Consider the following 14,815-nt stretch of genomic DNA (forward strand, 5'->3'; position numbering starts at 1 on the left):
GTTTTACCTCGTTCCTGCAAATGGCACAGCGGCGCGCGCCATCAAATCGGGTCCCAGCTGAACACGTCGGCGGAAACATCGAGCGAATGGAACGATGCGCGCAGCGCGGGCATGGCGTGTTCGGCGATGCTCTCCGGCGTCCAGCCCTCCCCGCGATGCACCGAGCGCACCGGTCGCGGCTGGCTCATCAGGAAGATTTCGTTGTTGCGGACTGCGAAGATCTGCCCCGTGACATCGGCGGCCTGCTCGCTTGCGAGAAACACTGCGAGCGGCGCGATCTTCGCGGGCGTCATCTGCTTGATCTTCTCGACGCGCGCCTCCTGCTCGGGCGAATCGATCTTGATCGAATCGATCATGCGGCTCCAGGCAAACGGCGCGATGCAGTTCGAGCGCACGCCGAACTTCTGAAGATCGAGCGCGATCGACTTCGAGAGGCCCGCGATGCCGAGTTTTGCGGCGCTGTAGTTGGCCTGTGCAAGATTGCCGATCAGCCCCGAAGTCGAGGTCATATGCACGAATGCGCCGCTGCGCTGGTCCTTGAAGTGATCGGCGGCGGCGCGCGACACATGGTACGAACCGTACAGATGCACCTTCACGACGGCATCGAACTCCTCCTCGCTCATCTTGTGAAAGAAGCGGTCGCGCAGGATGCCCGCATTGTTCACCACGCAGTCGATGCGCCCAAACACATCGAGCGCGTTCTGCACGATGCGCGCGGCGCTTTTACCGTCGGCCACGCTGTCCGTATTGGCGGTGGCCTGGCCGTCGAAAGCCTTGATCTCGTTGACCACCGCCTGCGCGGGGCCGTCGTTGTGACCCTCGCCCGCGAGCGACGCGCCCACATCGTTGACGAGCACTTTCGCCCCCTGGCGCGCCATCGCCAGCGCCATATCGCGGCCGATTCCGCCGCCCGAGCCCGTCACCACCACTACCTTGCCGTCCAACATTCGTTGCGTCGTCATCGTGTTTGCTCCTCCAGCCCGCGTGGCGCGGGGCATTGTCATGGTTGAACCTGATGAACTGCTTTTTTCGCAGCTTGACGCAACGCGCGCACACGCACAATTTGGATATGCCGAATGCCCGATTCGGCCAGGATTAACCCGTAATTCCGCTAATGGCGTGTCTTGCAACCCAGCGCAATAATGTTTAGCGTCCGCACTGCCTTGCTTGCGTGCTGTATCGCGTACTTTTCATAGGGAGCCTACGCGCAACAATGCATTTCGATCTGGTCGATCTGAAACTGTTCACGCACGTGGCGGAGGCCAGCAGCCTCACGCGCGGTGCGGAGCGCGCGCACCTGTCGCTGCCCGCGGCGAGCACACGCATCAAGAATCTGGAAGAACAGGTTGGCGTCAAGCTGCTGAGCCGCACGAGCCAGGGCGTAACGCTCACCGCGCCGGGCGAGACCCTGCTCGCCCATGCGCGGCGCGTACTCAAGCAACTGGAGCAATTGACCGGCGATTTGCAGGAATATGCGCAAGGCGTGAAAGGCCACGTGCGCGTATTCGCGAACACCACGGCCATGAGCGAATTCCTGCCCGCCGTGCTGCGCACCTACCTCATCAATCACCCGGACGTCTACGTCGATATTCACGAACGCCTGAGCCCCGATATCGTGCGCGCCGTGCAGGACGGCTCGGTCGATATCGGCATCGTCGCGGGCGAGGTGCGCACCGAAGGGCTCGACGTGATGCCGTATCGGCGCGAACGCCTCGTGCTGGCCTGCGCGCTATCGAATCCGCTCGCACAGGCGGACGAAATCGACTTCGCGCAGACGCTCGACTATGACTTCGTGGGCCCGCCCGACGACAGCGCGATCTACGCCTTTCTCAAGCGCGCCTCGTCGGATCTGCAACGCACGATTCGCTGGCGCATCCGGGTCAGCAACTTCGAGGCTGCGTGCCGCATGATCGAAGCCAATATCGGCATCGGCGTGCTGCCCGAGGGCGCGGCGCGCCGCCACGCGCAGACGATGGCGCTCAAGGTCGTGCCGCTCACCGACGCCTGGGCCGTGCGCAAGCTGCAGATCTGCGTGACCGACCGCGAAACTCTGCCGCTCTTCGCGCGCCAGCTCGTCGATCTGCTGGTGGCCGATGGCATCGGGCGGCTGGAATAACCACACCGCGCCATCGTTTGCATACCTGATTATCTTGCTGCGTCGCGCATCATGTTGCGCGCAATGACGATCTGCTGAATCTGGCTCGTGCCCTCGTAGATGCGGAACAGGCGCACGTCGCGATAGAAGCGCTCGATGCCGTACTCCGCCATATAGCCCGCGCCGCCGAAGATCTGCACCGCGCGATCGGCCACGCGGCCGCACATCTCCGAGGCGAACAGCTTCGCGCAGGCCGCTTCCGTGCTCACATTCTTGCCTTCGTCGCGACGGCGCGCCGCATCGAGCACCATACAACGCGCGGCATAGAGTTCGGCCTGGCTATCCGCGAGCATCGCCTGCACGAGCTGGAATTCGCCGATCGGCTGGCCGAACTGCTCGCGTTCCATCGCATAGCGCAGCGCGTCGTCGAGCATGCGCTGCGCCACGGCCACGCAGATCGCGGCGATATGAATGCGCCCCTTGTCGAGCACCTTCATCGCCGTCTTGAAGCCCACGCCCTCCTTGCCGCCGATGATGTTCGCAGCGGGCACCTTCACGTCCTCGAAAATCACATCGCAGGTATGTGCGCCCTTTTGCCCCATCTTGCGGTCGCGCTTGCCGAAGCTGATGCCCGGCGTGTTCGCATCGACGATAAAGGCCGTGATGCCGCCCGCGCGTGGCTCGTCCAGGTTGGTGCGCGCCATCAGCGTGAACATGCCGGCCTGAGGCGCATTGGTGATGAAGCGCTTGGTGCCGTTCACGACATAGTGGTCGCCACGGCGCTCGGCGCGCGTCTTGAGCGAAGCCGCGTCGGAACCGGACCCTGGCTCCGTGAGCGCGAAGCTCGCGATGACCTCGCCCGTGGCGAGCTTCGGCAGCCACGTGGCTTTCTGCTCGTCGGTGCCGTCGATCACGATGCCCTGCGAACCGATGCCCACCGTCGTGCCGATAATCGAGCGGAACGCAGGCGAGGTCTTGCCCAGTTCGAACATCACGAGGACTTCCTCTTCCATCGTGAGATCGAGACCGCCGTAAGCCTCGGGAATCGTCAGGCCGAAAAGGCCCATCGCCCGCATGTCGTTCACGACGTCGGCAGGGATCTCGTCAGTCTCCGCTACGACTTCTTCGTTCGGCACGAGCCGCTCGCGCACGAAGCGCGCCACGTTGTCGAGCAGAACATTCATGGTTTCCTGGTCGCGAATCATTAGATGGTTGTCCTGATAGTCAAAGAATGGGCAAACGCATGGATCGACAATATTGCTTCAACGGCGGCGCGCGGCCAGCTCGCGAAGCGGCGCTTTCTGCAATTTGCCGCTTGCCGTGGTGGGAATCATGTCGATGGGGACGACCTGTGTGGGCCGCTTGTAGGGCGAAAGCCGCTCGGCGATATGCTGCTGCAGCGCTTCGATATCGAGCGTCGCGCCCTCCTTCGGCTCCACGAAGGCGACGACTTCCTCGTTGCCATCGGCATCGAGGCGGCCCACCACGGCGGATACGCGCACCGCCTCGTAGGTGTTGATGACCGCTTCGACTTCGATCGGATAGACGTTGAAGCCCGAGCGGATGATGAGATCCTTCGAGCGGCCCACGATAAAGAGCGCGCCATCGGCTTCGAGCTTGCCGAGGTCGCCGGTCTTGAGCCAGCCATCGGCGTCGATGGCCTCCGCCGTGAGTGCGGGCTCGCGGTAATAGCCGTGCATCACGCCCGGTCCGCGGACCCAGAGTTCGCCCGCTTCGCCGCGCGCCACGTCGCGACCATCGGCGCCGACCACGCGTAATTCAGCACCTTCGACGATCTCGCCCGCCGACACGTCCTCGCGCGGCCGGTCCATGCGCGTGATGAAAAGCGAGCCGGCATATTCGGTCATGCCGTAGCCGTGATGCAGCGGCATGCCGAAGAGCGCTTCCACCTGCTGCTTGAGCGTGGGGTCGAGCGGCCCTCCGCCCGTGTAGAGATAGCGCAGGCGCGGGGCGTCGACCTTGCCACCATGCTCGCGCACCCACGCGACGATGCGGGTAAACAGCATCGGCACACCTTGCAGAATGGAGATTTCGGCGGCCGCGAGCGCCTTCACGACCTCTTGCGCGGAGAATCGCGCGGCCAGATGCAGGCTCGCGCCCGCCTCGAAGGTCGCGAGCAACAACGTGGCGAGCCCGAAAATATGCGACATCGGCATGACCGCATAGGCGCAGTCGGCGGGCGTCATGTCGCGCGAGGTCGCGGAAACCCGCGCGAAATGCAGCAAGCCGCGATGCGTGGCCATCACGCCCTTGGGCTGGCCCGTCGTGCCGGAGGTGTAGATGAGCAGCGCCACTTCGCGCGCAAGCGCCTCAGGTTCGCGCGGCGCCTGCGGATCGGGCGGCGCCATCATGAGCGGGCCGAGCCCTTCGGGCGCGATCTCCGTGGCGCGCAGACGCACGCCATGACGCAAGGCGTCGGGCGACGCGCCATGCGTGAATAGCACCAGACGCGGGAGGCAGTGAGCGCGGATCGTGTCGATTTCGCGCCCGGACAGCCTCGCGTTGACGATGGCCGGCCACGCGCCGATCTCAGACAGCGCGAACAGCAGCGTGATGACGGCCGTGCAATTCTCCGCCACCACCATTACGCGGTCGCCCGTCTCCACGCCCTGGGCGCGCAGAAAGCGCTGCGCAGCCTCCACGTTGCGCCACAACTCGCCGAAGCGTGTTTCGCGGCCCTCTTCACGAATCGCCGTGGCTTCGGGCGCGGCCTGCGCCCAGTGCCTGGCGATGTCGCTGATCTTGCGCGTCGCTGCTGTCTCCACCACCGTCACCTCCTGTCCTGGCGCTCTATGCGAGCGATGCGCCCGCGCGCGTCAGTCAACAGTGTGGTGGAGCCGTGTCCCGCCAACAATTCGTTTTCAAAGAAGCCGGCATTCGGCTGCCCGAAAGTCGGCACCTACCCCGTGCTCGCCTCACTCCACCTGAGGCATGGCTCGCGTTGCCGCGGCGGCACCCGCATTGGCCCGATGAATCGCGACGATCCCCGCGAGCGACACACAGGCGGGCACGGCGGCCGCCGCGAACAGCGAGGCCGACGACCAGTGCAGATGCATCAGCGCGCCGCCCAGCACCGGCCCCACCACCGAACCAATGCGCCCGATGCCCAGACTCCAGCCGATTCCCGTGGAGCGCAGCGCGGTCGGGTAGTAGGTCGCGGCAAGCGCGTTGAGTGCGGGCTGGCCGCCGATGATCGAAAAGCCCGTGAGGAAAATGGCGAGGAACATCGCGACCACCGACACCATCACGGCCGGATTGCCGATTGCTGCCGTCGCCGCGATGGCGATCACGAAGGTGGTGGCGAGCACGCGCGTGAAACCTGCGAGGTCGATCAGGCGTCCCAACAGCAGCGTGCCGATCACGCCGCCGCCCCACAGCACCGTGCCTGCGAGCACGGCGGTCTGGGTCGAATAGCCTGCTTCGCGGATCACGGTCGGCAGCCAGTTCGAGAGGAAATACATATCGAGCAGGTTCGCGAAGTTCACGATCCATAGCAGCACGGTCACGCGCGCGCGGCCTTCCTTGAAGAGTTCGACAAAGGGCACGCCGCGCGGGCGTGTTTCGGCGCTCGTGAAGACGGCGTCGGCGGGCAACGGCAGGCCGGGCGCGACGCGCGCCAGTTGCCGGCGCACGCGCTGCGCCGTTTCATCGCCGCCCGCATTGCGACGAAACAGCAGGAACTGAATTGATTCGGGCAAAGCGAGCCACATCAGCACGCCCATTGCGAACGGAATCGAGCCGCCCACGAAGAACACCGCGCGCCAGCCGAAGGCCGGAATCAACGCGGCAGTGATCAGACCGCCCACCACACCGCCCAGCGTGAAACCGCAGGAGACGATCATCATCAGCGTCACGCGAATGCGGCGCGGGCTGTATTCGCCCGCGAGCGCCATCGCGTTCGGCATGATGCATCCAAGGCCGAGCCCCGCCACGAAGCGCCAGAACACCAGTTCGCCGATGCTGTGCGCGAAGCCCGTGGCGATCATGCAGGCCGAGAAGAACAGCGTCGCGCCGATCAGCACGGGACGGCGGCCAATCTTGTCGGCCACCGTGCTGAAGGTGAGCGAGCCCACCAGCATGCCGAAGAGTCCCGCACCGAACACGGGCGCGAGGGTTTCCTTCGCGATGCCCCATTCATGGATCACGACCGGCGCGACATAACCCATTGCCTGGACGTCGAATCCGTCCATCACAAGGCACAGGGCGCACAGCACCACCACCAGCAACTGATACGGCCCGAAACGGCTTGCGTCGATCGCCGCCGTCACTTCCACGTTTCTGTTCATGCCCCGCTCCTACCGATATGAGTTTCGTCTCGATCCGCGTCTTACCGTTCGCGCTTACAGTTCAAGCACCAGGCGCGCGCCTTTCGCGCGCGAACAACAGGTCATCATGCGCAACTGCGTCTCGCGCTCCGCGCGCGTGAGCACCACGTCGCGGTGGTCGATCTGGCCTGCCAGCACGCGCACCTCGCACGAGCCGCACAGGCCCTCTTCGCAATCGCTTTGCACGTCGATATTGGCGCGGCGCAGCGCCTCGAGTACGGTCTGGTCCGGTGCGACGTTGAGCACCAGGCCTGAATCCTTGAGCTCGATTTCGAAGGCGTGCTCATTGGCGGGGTCGAGCTTGCCCACGCTTGCCGCGAAATGCTCGACGCGCAGGGCGTCCTCAGGCCACGCCTCGCTCGCGCCCTGCAAAGCGTCGAGCAGGCGCGCGGGGCCGCAGGCATAAACACGCGTTTGCGCATCTACACGCAACGCGCTGAAGTCGTTGCGCGTTCCTTCATCCGAGACATGCAGATGCAAGCGCTCGCCGTGCTGTTGCGCGAGTTCGTCGATGAAAGCCATCGTCGTGCGCGAGCGGCCGCTGTAGTGCAGTTCGTAGTCGATGCCGAGTTCGCGCGCGCGGCGCGCCATCGCGCTGATGGGCGTGATGCCGATGCCACCCGCGATCAAGATCGCGCGGCGCCCTTCCTCGTCGAGCCGGAAGTGATTGCGCGGTCCGCGAATCTTCAGGCGCATGCCCGCACGCAACGTGTCGTGCACCCATGCGGAGCCTCCGCGACTCTCCGTTTCTCGCAGCACCGCGATCTCGAACGCGCCCGTGTCGGCCGGATCGCCGCACAGCGAGTATTGACGCGACAGTCCCGTTTCCCCGCATTCCACATCGATATGCGCGCCCGGCGCCCAACGCGGCAGCGTGGCGCCCGCAGGTGCTGCGAGGCGCAGCCGCACGATGCCGTCAGCGACCTTGTCCACGCGCTCGACCACTACGGGGCGGCTCAACGCATGCGAGGACGGCTCGCCGATACGCACCGGCACCTGTGCGCCGAGCAACGCGGGCTGCGCGCGCTCCGGGTTTTGCGTGGGGTCCCACTCGACCCACACATGCTCTGGACCCCGAAACGACGTATTCGGCACATAGGAGAAGGTTTGTTCGGCAAGCCGCATATGCGGCAGGCGGCGCGTGAATTCCTCCAGGAAAATCTGCATCTCCATGCGCGCGAGATTCTTGCCCATGCACTGATGCGAGCCGTAGCCAAAGGTGACGTGATCGCTTGCGTTGTCGCGGCGAATGTCGAAGAGATCGGCGTCGGCGAAATGACGCTCGTCGTGATTGGCCGAGGACGTCACGATCAGTAGCTTCGCGCCCGCCGCAATATCGACGCCGCCGATGCGCACGTCCTTCGTCGCGAGCCTTCGCCATGCGGCCACCGAGCCGTTGTGGCGCAGACACTCTTCCACGGCGTTCGGAATCAGGCTCGGGTCTTCGCAGATTTCACGCCACGCGTGCGGGTGCTGCAGCAGCAGCTTCATGGCGTTGGCCGTTGCGTTCGCCGTGGTTTCGTGCGCGGCCACAATGCCGGCCATCATCATCGAATGCAGGTACGAATCGGTGACGACTTCGGGGTGTTCCTTCTGCCGGCGAATGCCGTACTGCATCCAGCCAGGGCCGTCGGGGTTCTGGCGCATCTTTTCGAGCACCTTGCCCGCAAACTGCCAGAAGTTGCCGACCGCGTGCGCCACCGCCACCTGCTCGTCCGGGCGTGGACGTCCCCACGTATTGACCGTATGCGCGATCGAATACTGGCGCAGCAGATCCATGTCCTCCTCGGGCACGCCGAGGAAATGCAGCGCCACCGTGAGCGGCACTTCCCAGAGCATCTGGTCGACGAGATCGGCGCGTCCCTCGTCGATGAAGCGGTCGACGTATTCGCGCGTGAGACGACGCACCATCGGTTCGTGGTGCTTGAGATGTTCAGGTGTAAACGGCTCCATCAGCACGCGGCGGCGCGGCATATGCGCGGGCTCGTCCTCGTTCACGAGCGTGCGGTTCATCGCGTAGCCATAGGATTCGAGCACCGCGTTGGCCTCGGGGCCGGTGGGCGTGATCTTTTCCAGCGCGATGGAGGGCGAAAACGTGAGGTTGTCGCGAAAGATGGCTTTGATGTCGTCGTAGCGCGTGACGACCCAGTAGCCCAGTTGCGGACTGTAGAACACCGGCTCCTGCTCGCGCGCCCAACGCACGTAGTCGGGCGGGTCCTGCTGATAGCCGTCGCTGAACGGATCGAAGGCCGCCGCGTTCGCGCTGACCGGGCAGTGCTCCTGCGGACTCGCCTGCGCATTTGTTTGCGCCGCATGGGGAAAGGGACACCGCCCCGCTGCCGCGCCCGGGGTTTGGGAAGAAGTCTCGCTCATCGTGCCGTCTCCTGCCGTAAGCATTTCGATTTGCGTAACTCTAGTACGCATTGCGTAATTCAGAGATAGGGGTTAACCTCGAACCACGCAGACATACGGGTGGCGTAGCCGCTCTTCTAGAATCGTCGTATGAAAAAAGAGATATCAGGGACAACGCCCGCAGGCGCAACACGCGAGCGGCGCCAGCGCGTGCAGTCCGCGCAAACCGGCATGGCCGTGCTCAAGGGGCTCGCGCGCATGGGCGGCCGCGCGAGTCTTTCCGGACTTGCCGCGCATGTGGGCGAGAGTCCAGCGAAGGTGCATCGCTATCTGGTGAGCCTGATCGAGGAAGGACTGGTTGCGCAGGACAGCGCGACGCAACAGTACCGTCTGGGCACCGAAGCGATGATGATCGGCGTGGCCGCGATGCGTCAGGCCGATCCCGTGCGCTTGGCGGAACCCGCGCTCGCGCGGTTGCGAGAATCGCTGGAAGTCACGTCGTTCGTCGCGGTGATGGGCAACAAGGGGCCGACCATCGTGCGCTTCGAGGAATCGGGGCTGCCCGTGACGGTGAATGCGCGGGTGGGATCGGTGATGTCGCTGCTGTGGTCGTCCACGGGCCGGGTGTTTCTCGGCCTGCTCGACGACCGCAGGACGCTTGAGATGGCGCTGGAGGAATTCGCGCACGCGGCGCCCGATCTGCGCGCGCTGCTTGAAGCGATGGACGCGCAGGACCCCGTTGGCGCGCTGCGTCGGGAAGTGCAGGCACACGGCTGCGCCAGTATCAAGGATACCTATCTAAAAGGGATTAGCGCTGTGTCCGCCCCGCTCTTCGATCACAGCGGCAAGATCTGTGCGGTGCTCACGGCGCTCGGCGCGACGGGCGGTTTCGACCCGTCGCCCGATGGCGCGATCGGCCAGGCGGTGCGCGCCGAAGCCCGCGCGGCCAGCACGCTGCTCGGCTACGTCGCGCCCGGCGCCTGATCAGGGCCGCTTGAGCGGCGCGCTCACTTTCACGAACGGCGTGGCCGGTTTCGTCTGCGGCGGTACACGCGGCTGATAACCATCGTCGAGCGTCTTCAGGAAGGCGATCACATCGTCGATATCGTGCGCGTTCCATGCGGGCTTGCCGCCCGCCTTGCGCGTCAACGGCTCGTCCACGGTATCGACGTTGTCGCGCACTGCTTCAGGCAGATCGTCGAACTTCACGACGTGGCCGTGCGCGTCCTTCGAATACCACTTCTGCGGCGCCGTATCGCGTTCCACGTAGAAGCGCAGCGCATCACGCAGCGCATGGAAGCGACCGTTGTGGAAGAACACCTGGCGCGTGGCGACGTTGCGCAATGTAGGCGTCTTGAAGAGGCCGCAGTAAGCCTTGTTGCTCGACTTGTCGGTTCGCACGGGACCGCACAGGCCTTCGTCGTAGTAGTTCGGATCGCGGTTCGCACGCAGTTCCGGATTACGCGGCACGCCCAGCGCCTCGAACTGGAAATCCGTGAAAAGCGGATGCGCGCCGTTCGCGCCCACCTGGTCGATATGGCAGGACGCACAGTTGCCGCTGTTCGGATCGTCGAACAGCTTCTTGCCGCGCATTTCGCTGGCCGTCAGCTCTGCCTTGCCGTCAAGATACGCGTCGAACTTGCTCGTATAGGGATGAAAGCTCGGCTCTTCGAGCTCGTAGCGCTCGACCGCCATCATCGCCTGACGCAGCGCCGCGTCCTTCGAGACGAAAATCGTCTCGCCGAACACCTGCCTGAAACGCGCCGCGTATGGTGCGCGCGCGAGTTTCGCGGCCACATCGGCGGGATCGCGGTTGGCCATTTCGTTCGCGCTGAAGAGCGGGAACAGCGCCTGGTCGTGCAGGCTGTTGAAACGGCCGTCCCACGCGAATCCGCCCGCGGGCGGGCTATCGGCGTCGGTGAGTCGCTCGTACACGCTCGCGGCCTGCACGTGCGTCCATACCGGCGTGCGGTTGAGCACGTAGCCGAGCGTCGGCACGGCGCGCGTGCCTTGCGTGCGCAGGTCAGGACCGCCAAGCTGCGCGGCGAGACCGTTCGGCGGACCATAAGCGTGCGCCGCGCTGTGGCAACTCGCGCACGACATGCGGCCCGAGGCCGACAGCGAAGGGTCGTTGAAGATGAGCTTGCCGAGTGCCGCGGTGTCGCTGAGCGGCGCGGCAGCAGAAACAGGCGCGGAAACGGTAGCGGAATGGGACTGCGCCTGCGCCGCACCGATGCCCGGTACGACAAAAGCCGCCAGCGCGGTTGCGCCAGCGGCCAGCGCAGTCGTGACGGCGCGACGCGCCGCCAGACGTGCGTGGAAAACGTTCATCGGCTTAGAGATTCGTGAAGATGTCCTTGCCGAAGCCCGTGAGGCCAGCCTGCCCCGCGTAGCCCAGATGGCCGAGGCCGAACATGTCCTCGACGCTCTTGAGCAGCGAGTAGTGGTTGTACGCCACCGTCGAGACCGTGCCCGGCTTGATGAACTTCGAGATCATCACCGCGCCCGTGCGGTCGCCGCCGTAGCTGGTCTTCGCGAGCACGAGATTCACGTTGCCCGTGAGGCCCGCCGGCACCGTCATGCCGAGCTTCGTGAGGTACGAAGCGGGGACCGTGCCCATTGCGCTCGATTGCGGGAAGGTGCCCAGGTTCGGGCCTTCCTGCTGGCTACAGCAGGTGTCGCCGGAGAAGGTGAAGTCCACCTCGCTCGTGTTCGGCATCGTCACCGACGCGTAGCTGCTTTCGTCGAAGTTGATGATCAGCAGGCCGTCCTGCTTGAATGCCGGCGATGCCGTGATGATGGGCACCCACTTCTGCAGGAACGCATCGGCTGAAACGAGGCCGCCCGTCGCACCGTTCGCGCACGGCGAATCGTGGCCGTCGTCGCAGGTGCTCGGCGTAATGAGGTTGAAGTTAGCCGTGGTCGCGACCTGTTGCAGGTCGGTCGTCAGGTTGTTCAGGTTGACCACGTTCGCCTGGCAGTCCGGCGAGTCGATGATCGAGTGGAAGTACATGAACGGGTCGTGACGCGTGGCGTACGAGTCGCCCAGCGGCGTGGTCGCGTTCGGCGCTTCCTGGGTGTTGGTGAGGTCCGTCGTGTTGAGCGTCGGGTGACCGCAGGTCGCCGCTTCGCGCGCCGGGTCGTTGCCCATGTCGCCTTCGTAGCCCTTCCACGTGAGGTTCGCCGCCTTCATCTGGTCGGCGATGGTCTTCACGCTCGCGGGATACACGCAGCCCGTGCCGATCGCCTGGCCGTCCGAGGTCATGCCCGTGAGGTTGAAGTCCTCATAGGTCGTGCAGTCGTTGTCCGTTTGCAGCGTGGGCGACTGGCCGCTGATCATCGAGATGTAGTTGTCGAGACTCACGTGGCCCGTGCCGTAGTACTGCTGCACCAGCGCGCCTTGCGCCGTCAACGTGTTGGCCAGATACGGCGCCTTCGTGGTCGAGCTGAACGTGGTGGCGTAGTTCTCGTTTTCGAGCGTGATGATGAAAACGTGCTGGATCTGTTTGGTCGTGCCGGCGGTCGTGGAGTTGACGCTGGAACCACATGCGGTCACGAAAAGCGCGCAAAGAAGCGCGGCGAAGATCGCAGCGCAGGTGGCGCCGATCTTGCCGGTGAAGCGAACTGCCATGGGTGTGTCCTCAGTCTTGTCGAGTCGTTATAGGGATTATTCGGCTCGGGCCGATATTTTTTGTCGTCCACCCAATGCACAATGATTGGGCCGCGCAAGCTTAGGGAGCCTGTGTGACGGAACCGTGAAAAAACATGGTGCTTTCGCTCAATTTCCCGTACATCGTCCAAATGAACTATGTTTGCGCACACAACCAACCGGTCGGTATGGGATAGTCGGCGCGTCCCTCATCGCCTGCCTGACCAGGGATGAAACACGGCCCCGTGCCGCGCAACCGGCTATCATGTGAATTCGTACCGTAGATGGAACAAACGAATCACATGGCCTCCCCTCAGGAAAACGTCAGCATGGCGGTGTTCTGCGACTTCGAAAACGTCGCGCTCGGCGTGCGCGACGCGAAGATCGACCGCTTCGATATCAAGCCCGTGCTCGAGCGGCTCTTGCTCAAGGGCAGCATCGTCGTGAAGAAAGCGTATTGCGATTGGGAGCGCTACAAGGGCTTCAAGGCGTCGATGCACGAGGCGAGTTTCGAGCTGATCGAAATCCCGCACGTGCGCCAGTCGGGCAAGAATTCCGCCGATATCCGCCTCGTCGTGGATGCGCTCGATCTCTGCTATACGAAGTCGCACGTCGACACCTTCGTGATCGTGAGCGGCGACTCGGACTTCTCCCCGCTCGTCTCCAAGCTGCGCGAGAACGCGAAGAAGGTGATTGGCGTGGGCGTGCGGCACTCCACTTCGGATCTGCTGGTCGCGAACTGCGACGAATTCATCTTCTACGACGATCTGGTGCGCGAACTCGTGCGCGAGCAGCAGCCGCGCGGCAAGAACCGCGGCGAAGGCGGCGCGAACGCGAAACGCCAGGGCGGCGACGAACGCCAGCAAAAGGGCGAGATCGCGGGCGAAAACGCAGAAGACCGTAGCGAGGAGCGCAAGCTCAAGGCGATCACGCTGGTGGTCGAGACGCTCGACGCGCTCGGTTATGAGCGCGGCGATGGCGGCAAGATCTGGGCGTCGGTGCTCAAGAGCGCGATCAAGCGCCGCCGGCCCGACTTCAATGAGTCGCGCTATGGTTTTCGCGCCTTCGGCAATCTGCTGGAGGAAGCCCAGGCTCGCGGGCTGCTCGAAGTGGGCCGCGACGACAAATCGGGCACGTTCGTGACGCGCACGAGCCAGTTGACGAGCGCTGCTGAGGCTAGCGAGGCAACCGCTTCGACCACTGCGACGGCGGCACCGGCGCAAGAGGAAGTCGCTGCACCGCGCGCGGACGAAGGCCGTTCGCGCCGCAAGGGCCGCCGTAACGGCCGTGGCGCGGGCAACGCGAACGAAACGGCACGTGACGCGCGCGAACCGCGCCGCCCGCATAAGGCGCAAAAGCCGCAGAAACCCGCGCAGTCGTCGGAGATTTTCGACGTGGAAACGATTCTGGAAGCGGAAGCCGCCGAAGCCGCTGCGGCCGCCGCCGCAGCGTCGCACGGCGATCTATTCTTCGAGCCGCCTGCGCACGAGTCCGCCCTGCCGCTTTTCGAGCCCGCCGCGCAGGACGAGGATCAAGCGCCTGAAGAAGCCGTGAGCGCGCCGGAACCCATCGTCGAAGAAGCGCCGCGCCGCGCACGCAAGACCGCGCCGCGCAAGAGCACGGCGCGCAAGAAGGCCGCCAAGCCGGCGAAGGACGAAGCTGCGGCTGCGGTAGAGGCCGAAGTGACGACCGAAGTCGTGGCAGAGACGGCCCATGCCGAACCGGCTGTCGCGCCCGAAGCCGAAGCGGCTCCTGCGCCGAAAAAGAAAGCGCCGAAAAAGACCCCGGCGCGTGCTCGCCGCCCGCGCAAGACTGCTGAAGAAAACTGAGCGGAGCGCGGCGACGTCGCCGCGCGCTTAGTCCATCACTTCGTCGGTCAAATCGTCAGTCAGTCACCGAAGGGATTCGCCGGGCGCTTGCGCGGCGTTTCCTCCTTCTCTCCTTCCCCTTCGCTGTTCCCCTGCGCGCCCAAACCACCGAATGGATCGGCCGCCCTGGCAGGCACGTCGCCGCCAAACGGATTCGCCCTGGGCGCACGCGCCGACTCGCCAAACGGATTCGCCGCTGCCTGCGCGCGCGTGCCGCCGAACGGATCGTCGCGCTGCGGCTTTGCCGCCTCGTCCTCTTCGTCCCCGTCCGCAAGGTTGTACTCGGCCTGCACCTGCGCGAGCACGCCCGCGATACTCGCTTCGAAGCCCGCCGCATTGCCGAAATGGCGCATGGTCCAGTTGCATCCCGTCCGGTCGGGGTCCTGCAATTGCGGGCGCGGCACGACGATCTTCACGCCGTCCTCCACCACTTCCGGCAGCCGCTGGAGACGGCGCTTCACTTCGTCCTGCAACCACGACGCGTTGAGTGTCTTGCGATGCATCG

The 14,815-nt window shown here is 64.7% G+C and carries 10 protein-coding genes and 1 pseudogene; 3 read left to right on the forward strand and 8 right to left on the reverse strand.

Annotation, left to right across the window (positions count from 1 at the left end; genetic code table 11):
- Window positions 1-41 precede the first annotated feature (41 nt).
- Window positions 42-947: an SDR family NAD(P)-dependent oxidoreductase gene (locus tag U5782_RS37400; RefSeq protein WP_322048924.1), complete on the reverse strand. Its 906-nt coding sequence runs from the start codon at window positions 945-947 to the stop codon at window positions 42-44.
- A 266-nt stretch (window positions 948-1,213) separates the two neighbouring features.
- On the opposite strand from U5782_RS37400, the gene U5782_RS37405 reads away from it, so the two are divergent.
- Complete coding sequence (locus tag U5782_RS37405) at window positions 1,214-2,116, forward strand: LysR substrate-binding domain-containing protein (protein ID WP_322048892.1); 903 nt, start codon at window positions 1,214-1,216, stop codon at window positions 2,114-2,116.
- A 29-nt stretch (window positions 2,117-2,145) separates the two neighbouring features.
- On the opposite strand, the gene U5782_RS37410 is transcribed toward U5782_RS37405, so the two are convergent.
- From U5782_RS37410 to U5782_RS37425, 4 genes are all read right to left on the reverse strand, one after another.
- Window positions 2,146-3,300 carry an acyl-CoA dehydrogenase family protein gene (locus U5782_RS37410; RefSeq protein ID WP_322048893.1) on the reverse strand — a complete coding sequence of 385 codons (1,155 nt, stop codon included), beginning with the start codon at window positions 3,298-3,300 and terminating at the stop codon, window positions 2,146-2,148.
- A 57-nt stretch (window positions 3,301-3,357) separates the two neighbouring features.
- Window positions 3,358-4,884 carry a class I adenylate-forming enzyme family protein gene (locus U5782_RS37415; protein WP_322048894.1) on the reverse strand — a complete coding sequence of 509 codons (1,527 nt, stop codon included), beginning with the start codon at window positions 4,882-4,884 and terminating at the stop codon, window positions 3,358-3,360.
- Between the two features lie 147 nt (window positions 4,885-5,031).
- Complete coding sequence (locus U5782_RS37420; RefSeq protein ID WP_322048895.1) at window positions 5,032-6,402, reverse strand: MFS transporter; 1,371 nt, start codon at window positions 6,400-6,402, stop codon at window positions 5,032-5,034.
- Window positions 6,403-6,456: 54 nt separating this feature from the next.
- Complete coding sequence (locus U5782_RS37425) at window positions 6,457-8,814, reverse strand: cytochrome P450/oxidoreductase (protein ID WP_322048896.1); 2,358 nt, start codon at window positions 8,812-8,814, stop codon at window positions 6,457-6,459.
- A gap of 129 nt (window positions 8,815-8,943) precedes the next feature.
- Between U5782_RS37425 and U5782_RS37430 the strand changes: the two genes are divergently transcribed.
- Window positions 8,944-9,777 carry an IclR family transcriptional regulator gene (locus U5782_RS37430; protein ID WP_322048897.1) on the forward strand — a complete coding sequence of 278 codons (834 nt, stop codon included), beginning with the start codon at window positions 8,944-8,946 and terminating at the stop codon, window positions 9,775-9,777.
- On the opposite strand, the gene U5782_RS37435 is transcribed toward U5782_RS37430, so the two are convergent.
- Together U5782_RS37435 and U5782_RS37440 are read right to left on the reverse strand one after the other, a co-directional pair.
- Entirely contained in the window at window positions 9,778-11,124 is a 1,347-nt protein-coding gene (locus tag U5782_RS37435; protein WP_322048898.1) for a cytochrome-c peroxidase, read from the reverse strand.
- Between the two features lie 4 nt (window positions 11,125-11,128).
- Window positions 11,129-12,424 (reverse strand): alkaline phosphatase family protein, encoded by a 1,296-nt coding sequence (locus U5782_RS37440; RefSeq protein WP_322048899.1) that lies wholly within the window; start codon window positions 12,422-12,424, stop codon window positions 11,129-11,131.
- A 320-nt stretch (window positions 12,425-12,744) separates the two neighbouring features.
- On the opposite strand from U5782_RS37440, the gene U5782_RS37445 reads away from it, so the two are divergent.
- Entirely contained in the window at window positions 12,745-14,271 is a 1,527-nt protein-coding gene (locus U5782_RS37445) for an NYN domain-containing protein (RefSeq protein ID WP_322048900.1), read from the forward strand.
- Between the two features lie 308 nt (window positions 14,272-14,579).
- On the opposite strand, the pseudogene U5782_RS37450 reads toward U5782_RS37445, so the two are convergent.
- Window positions 14,580-14,813: pseudogene (locus U5782_RS37450) on the reverse strand (hypothetical protein); the annotation flags it as partial.
- Between the last annotated feature and the right edge of the window lie 2 nt (window positions 14,814-14,815).

This window comes from Paraburkholderia sp. J67 (assembly GCF_905220265.1).
Taxonomy (GTDB): Bacteria; Pseudomonadota; Gammaproteobacteria; order Burkholderiales; family Burkholderiaceae; genus Paraburkholderia.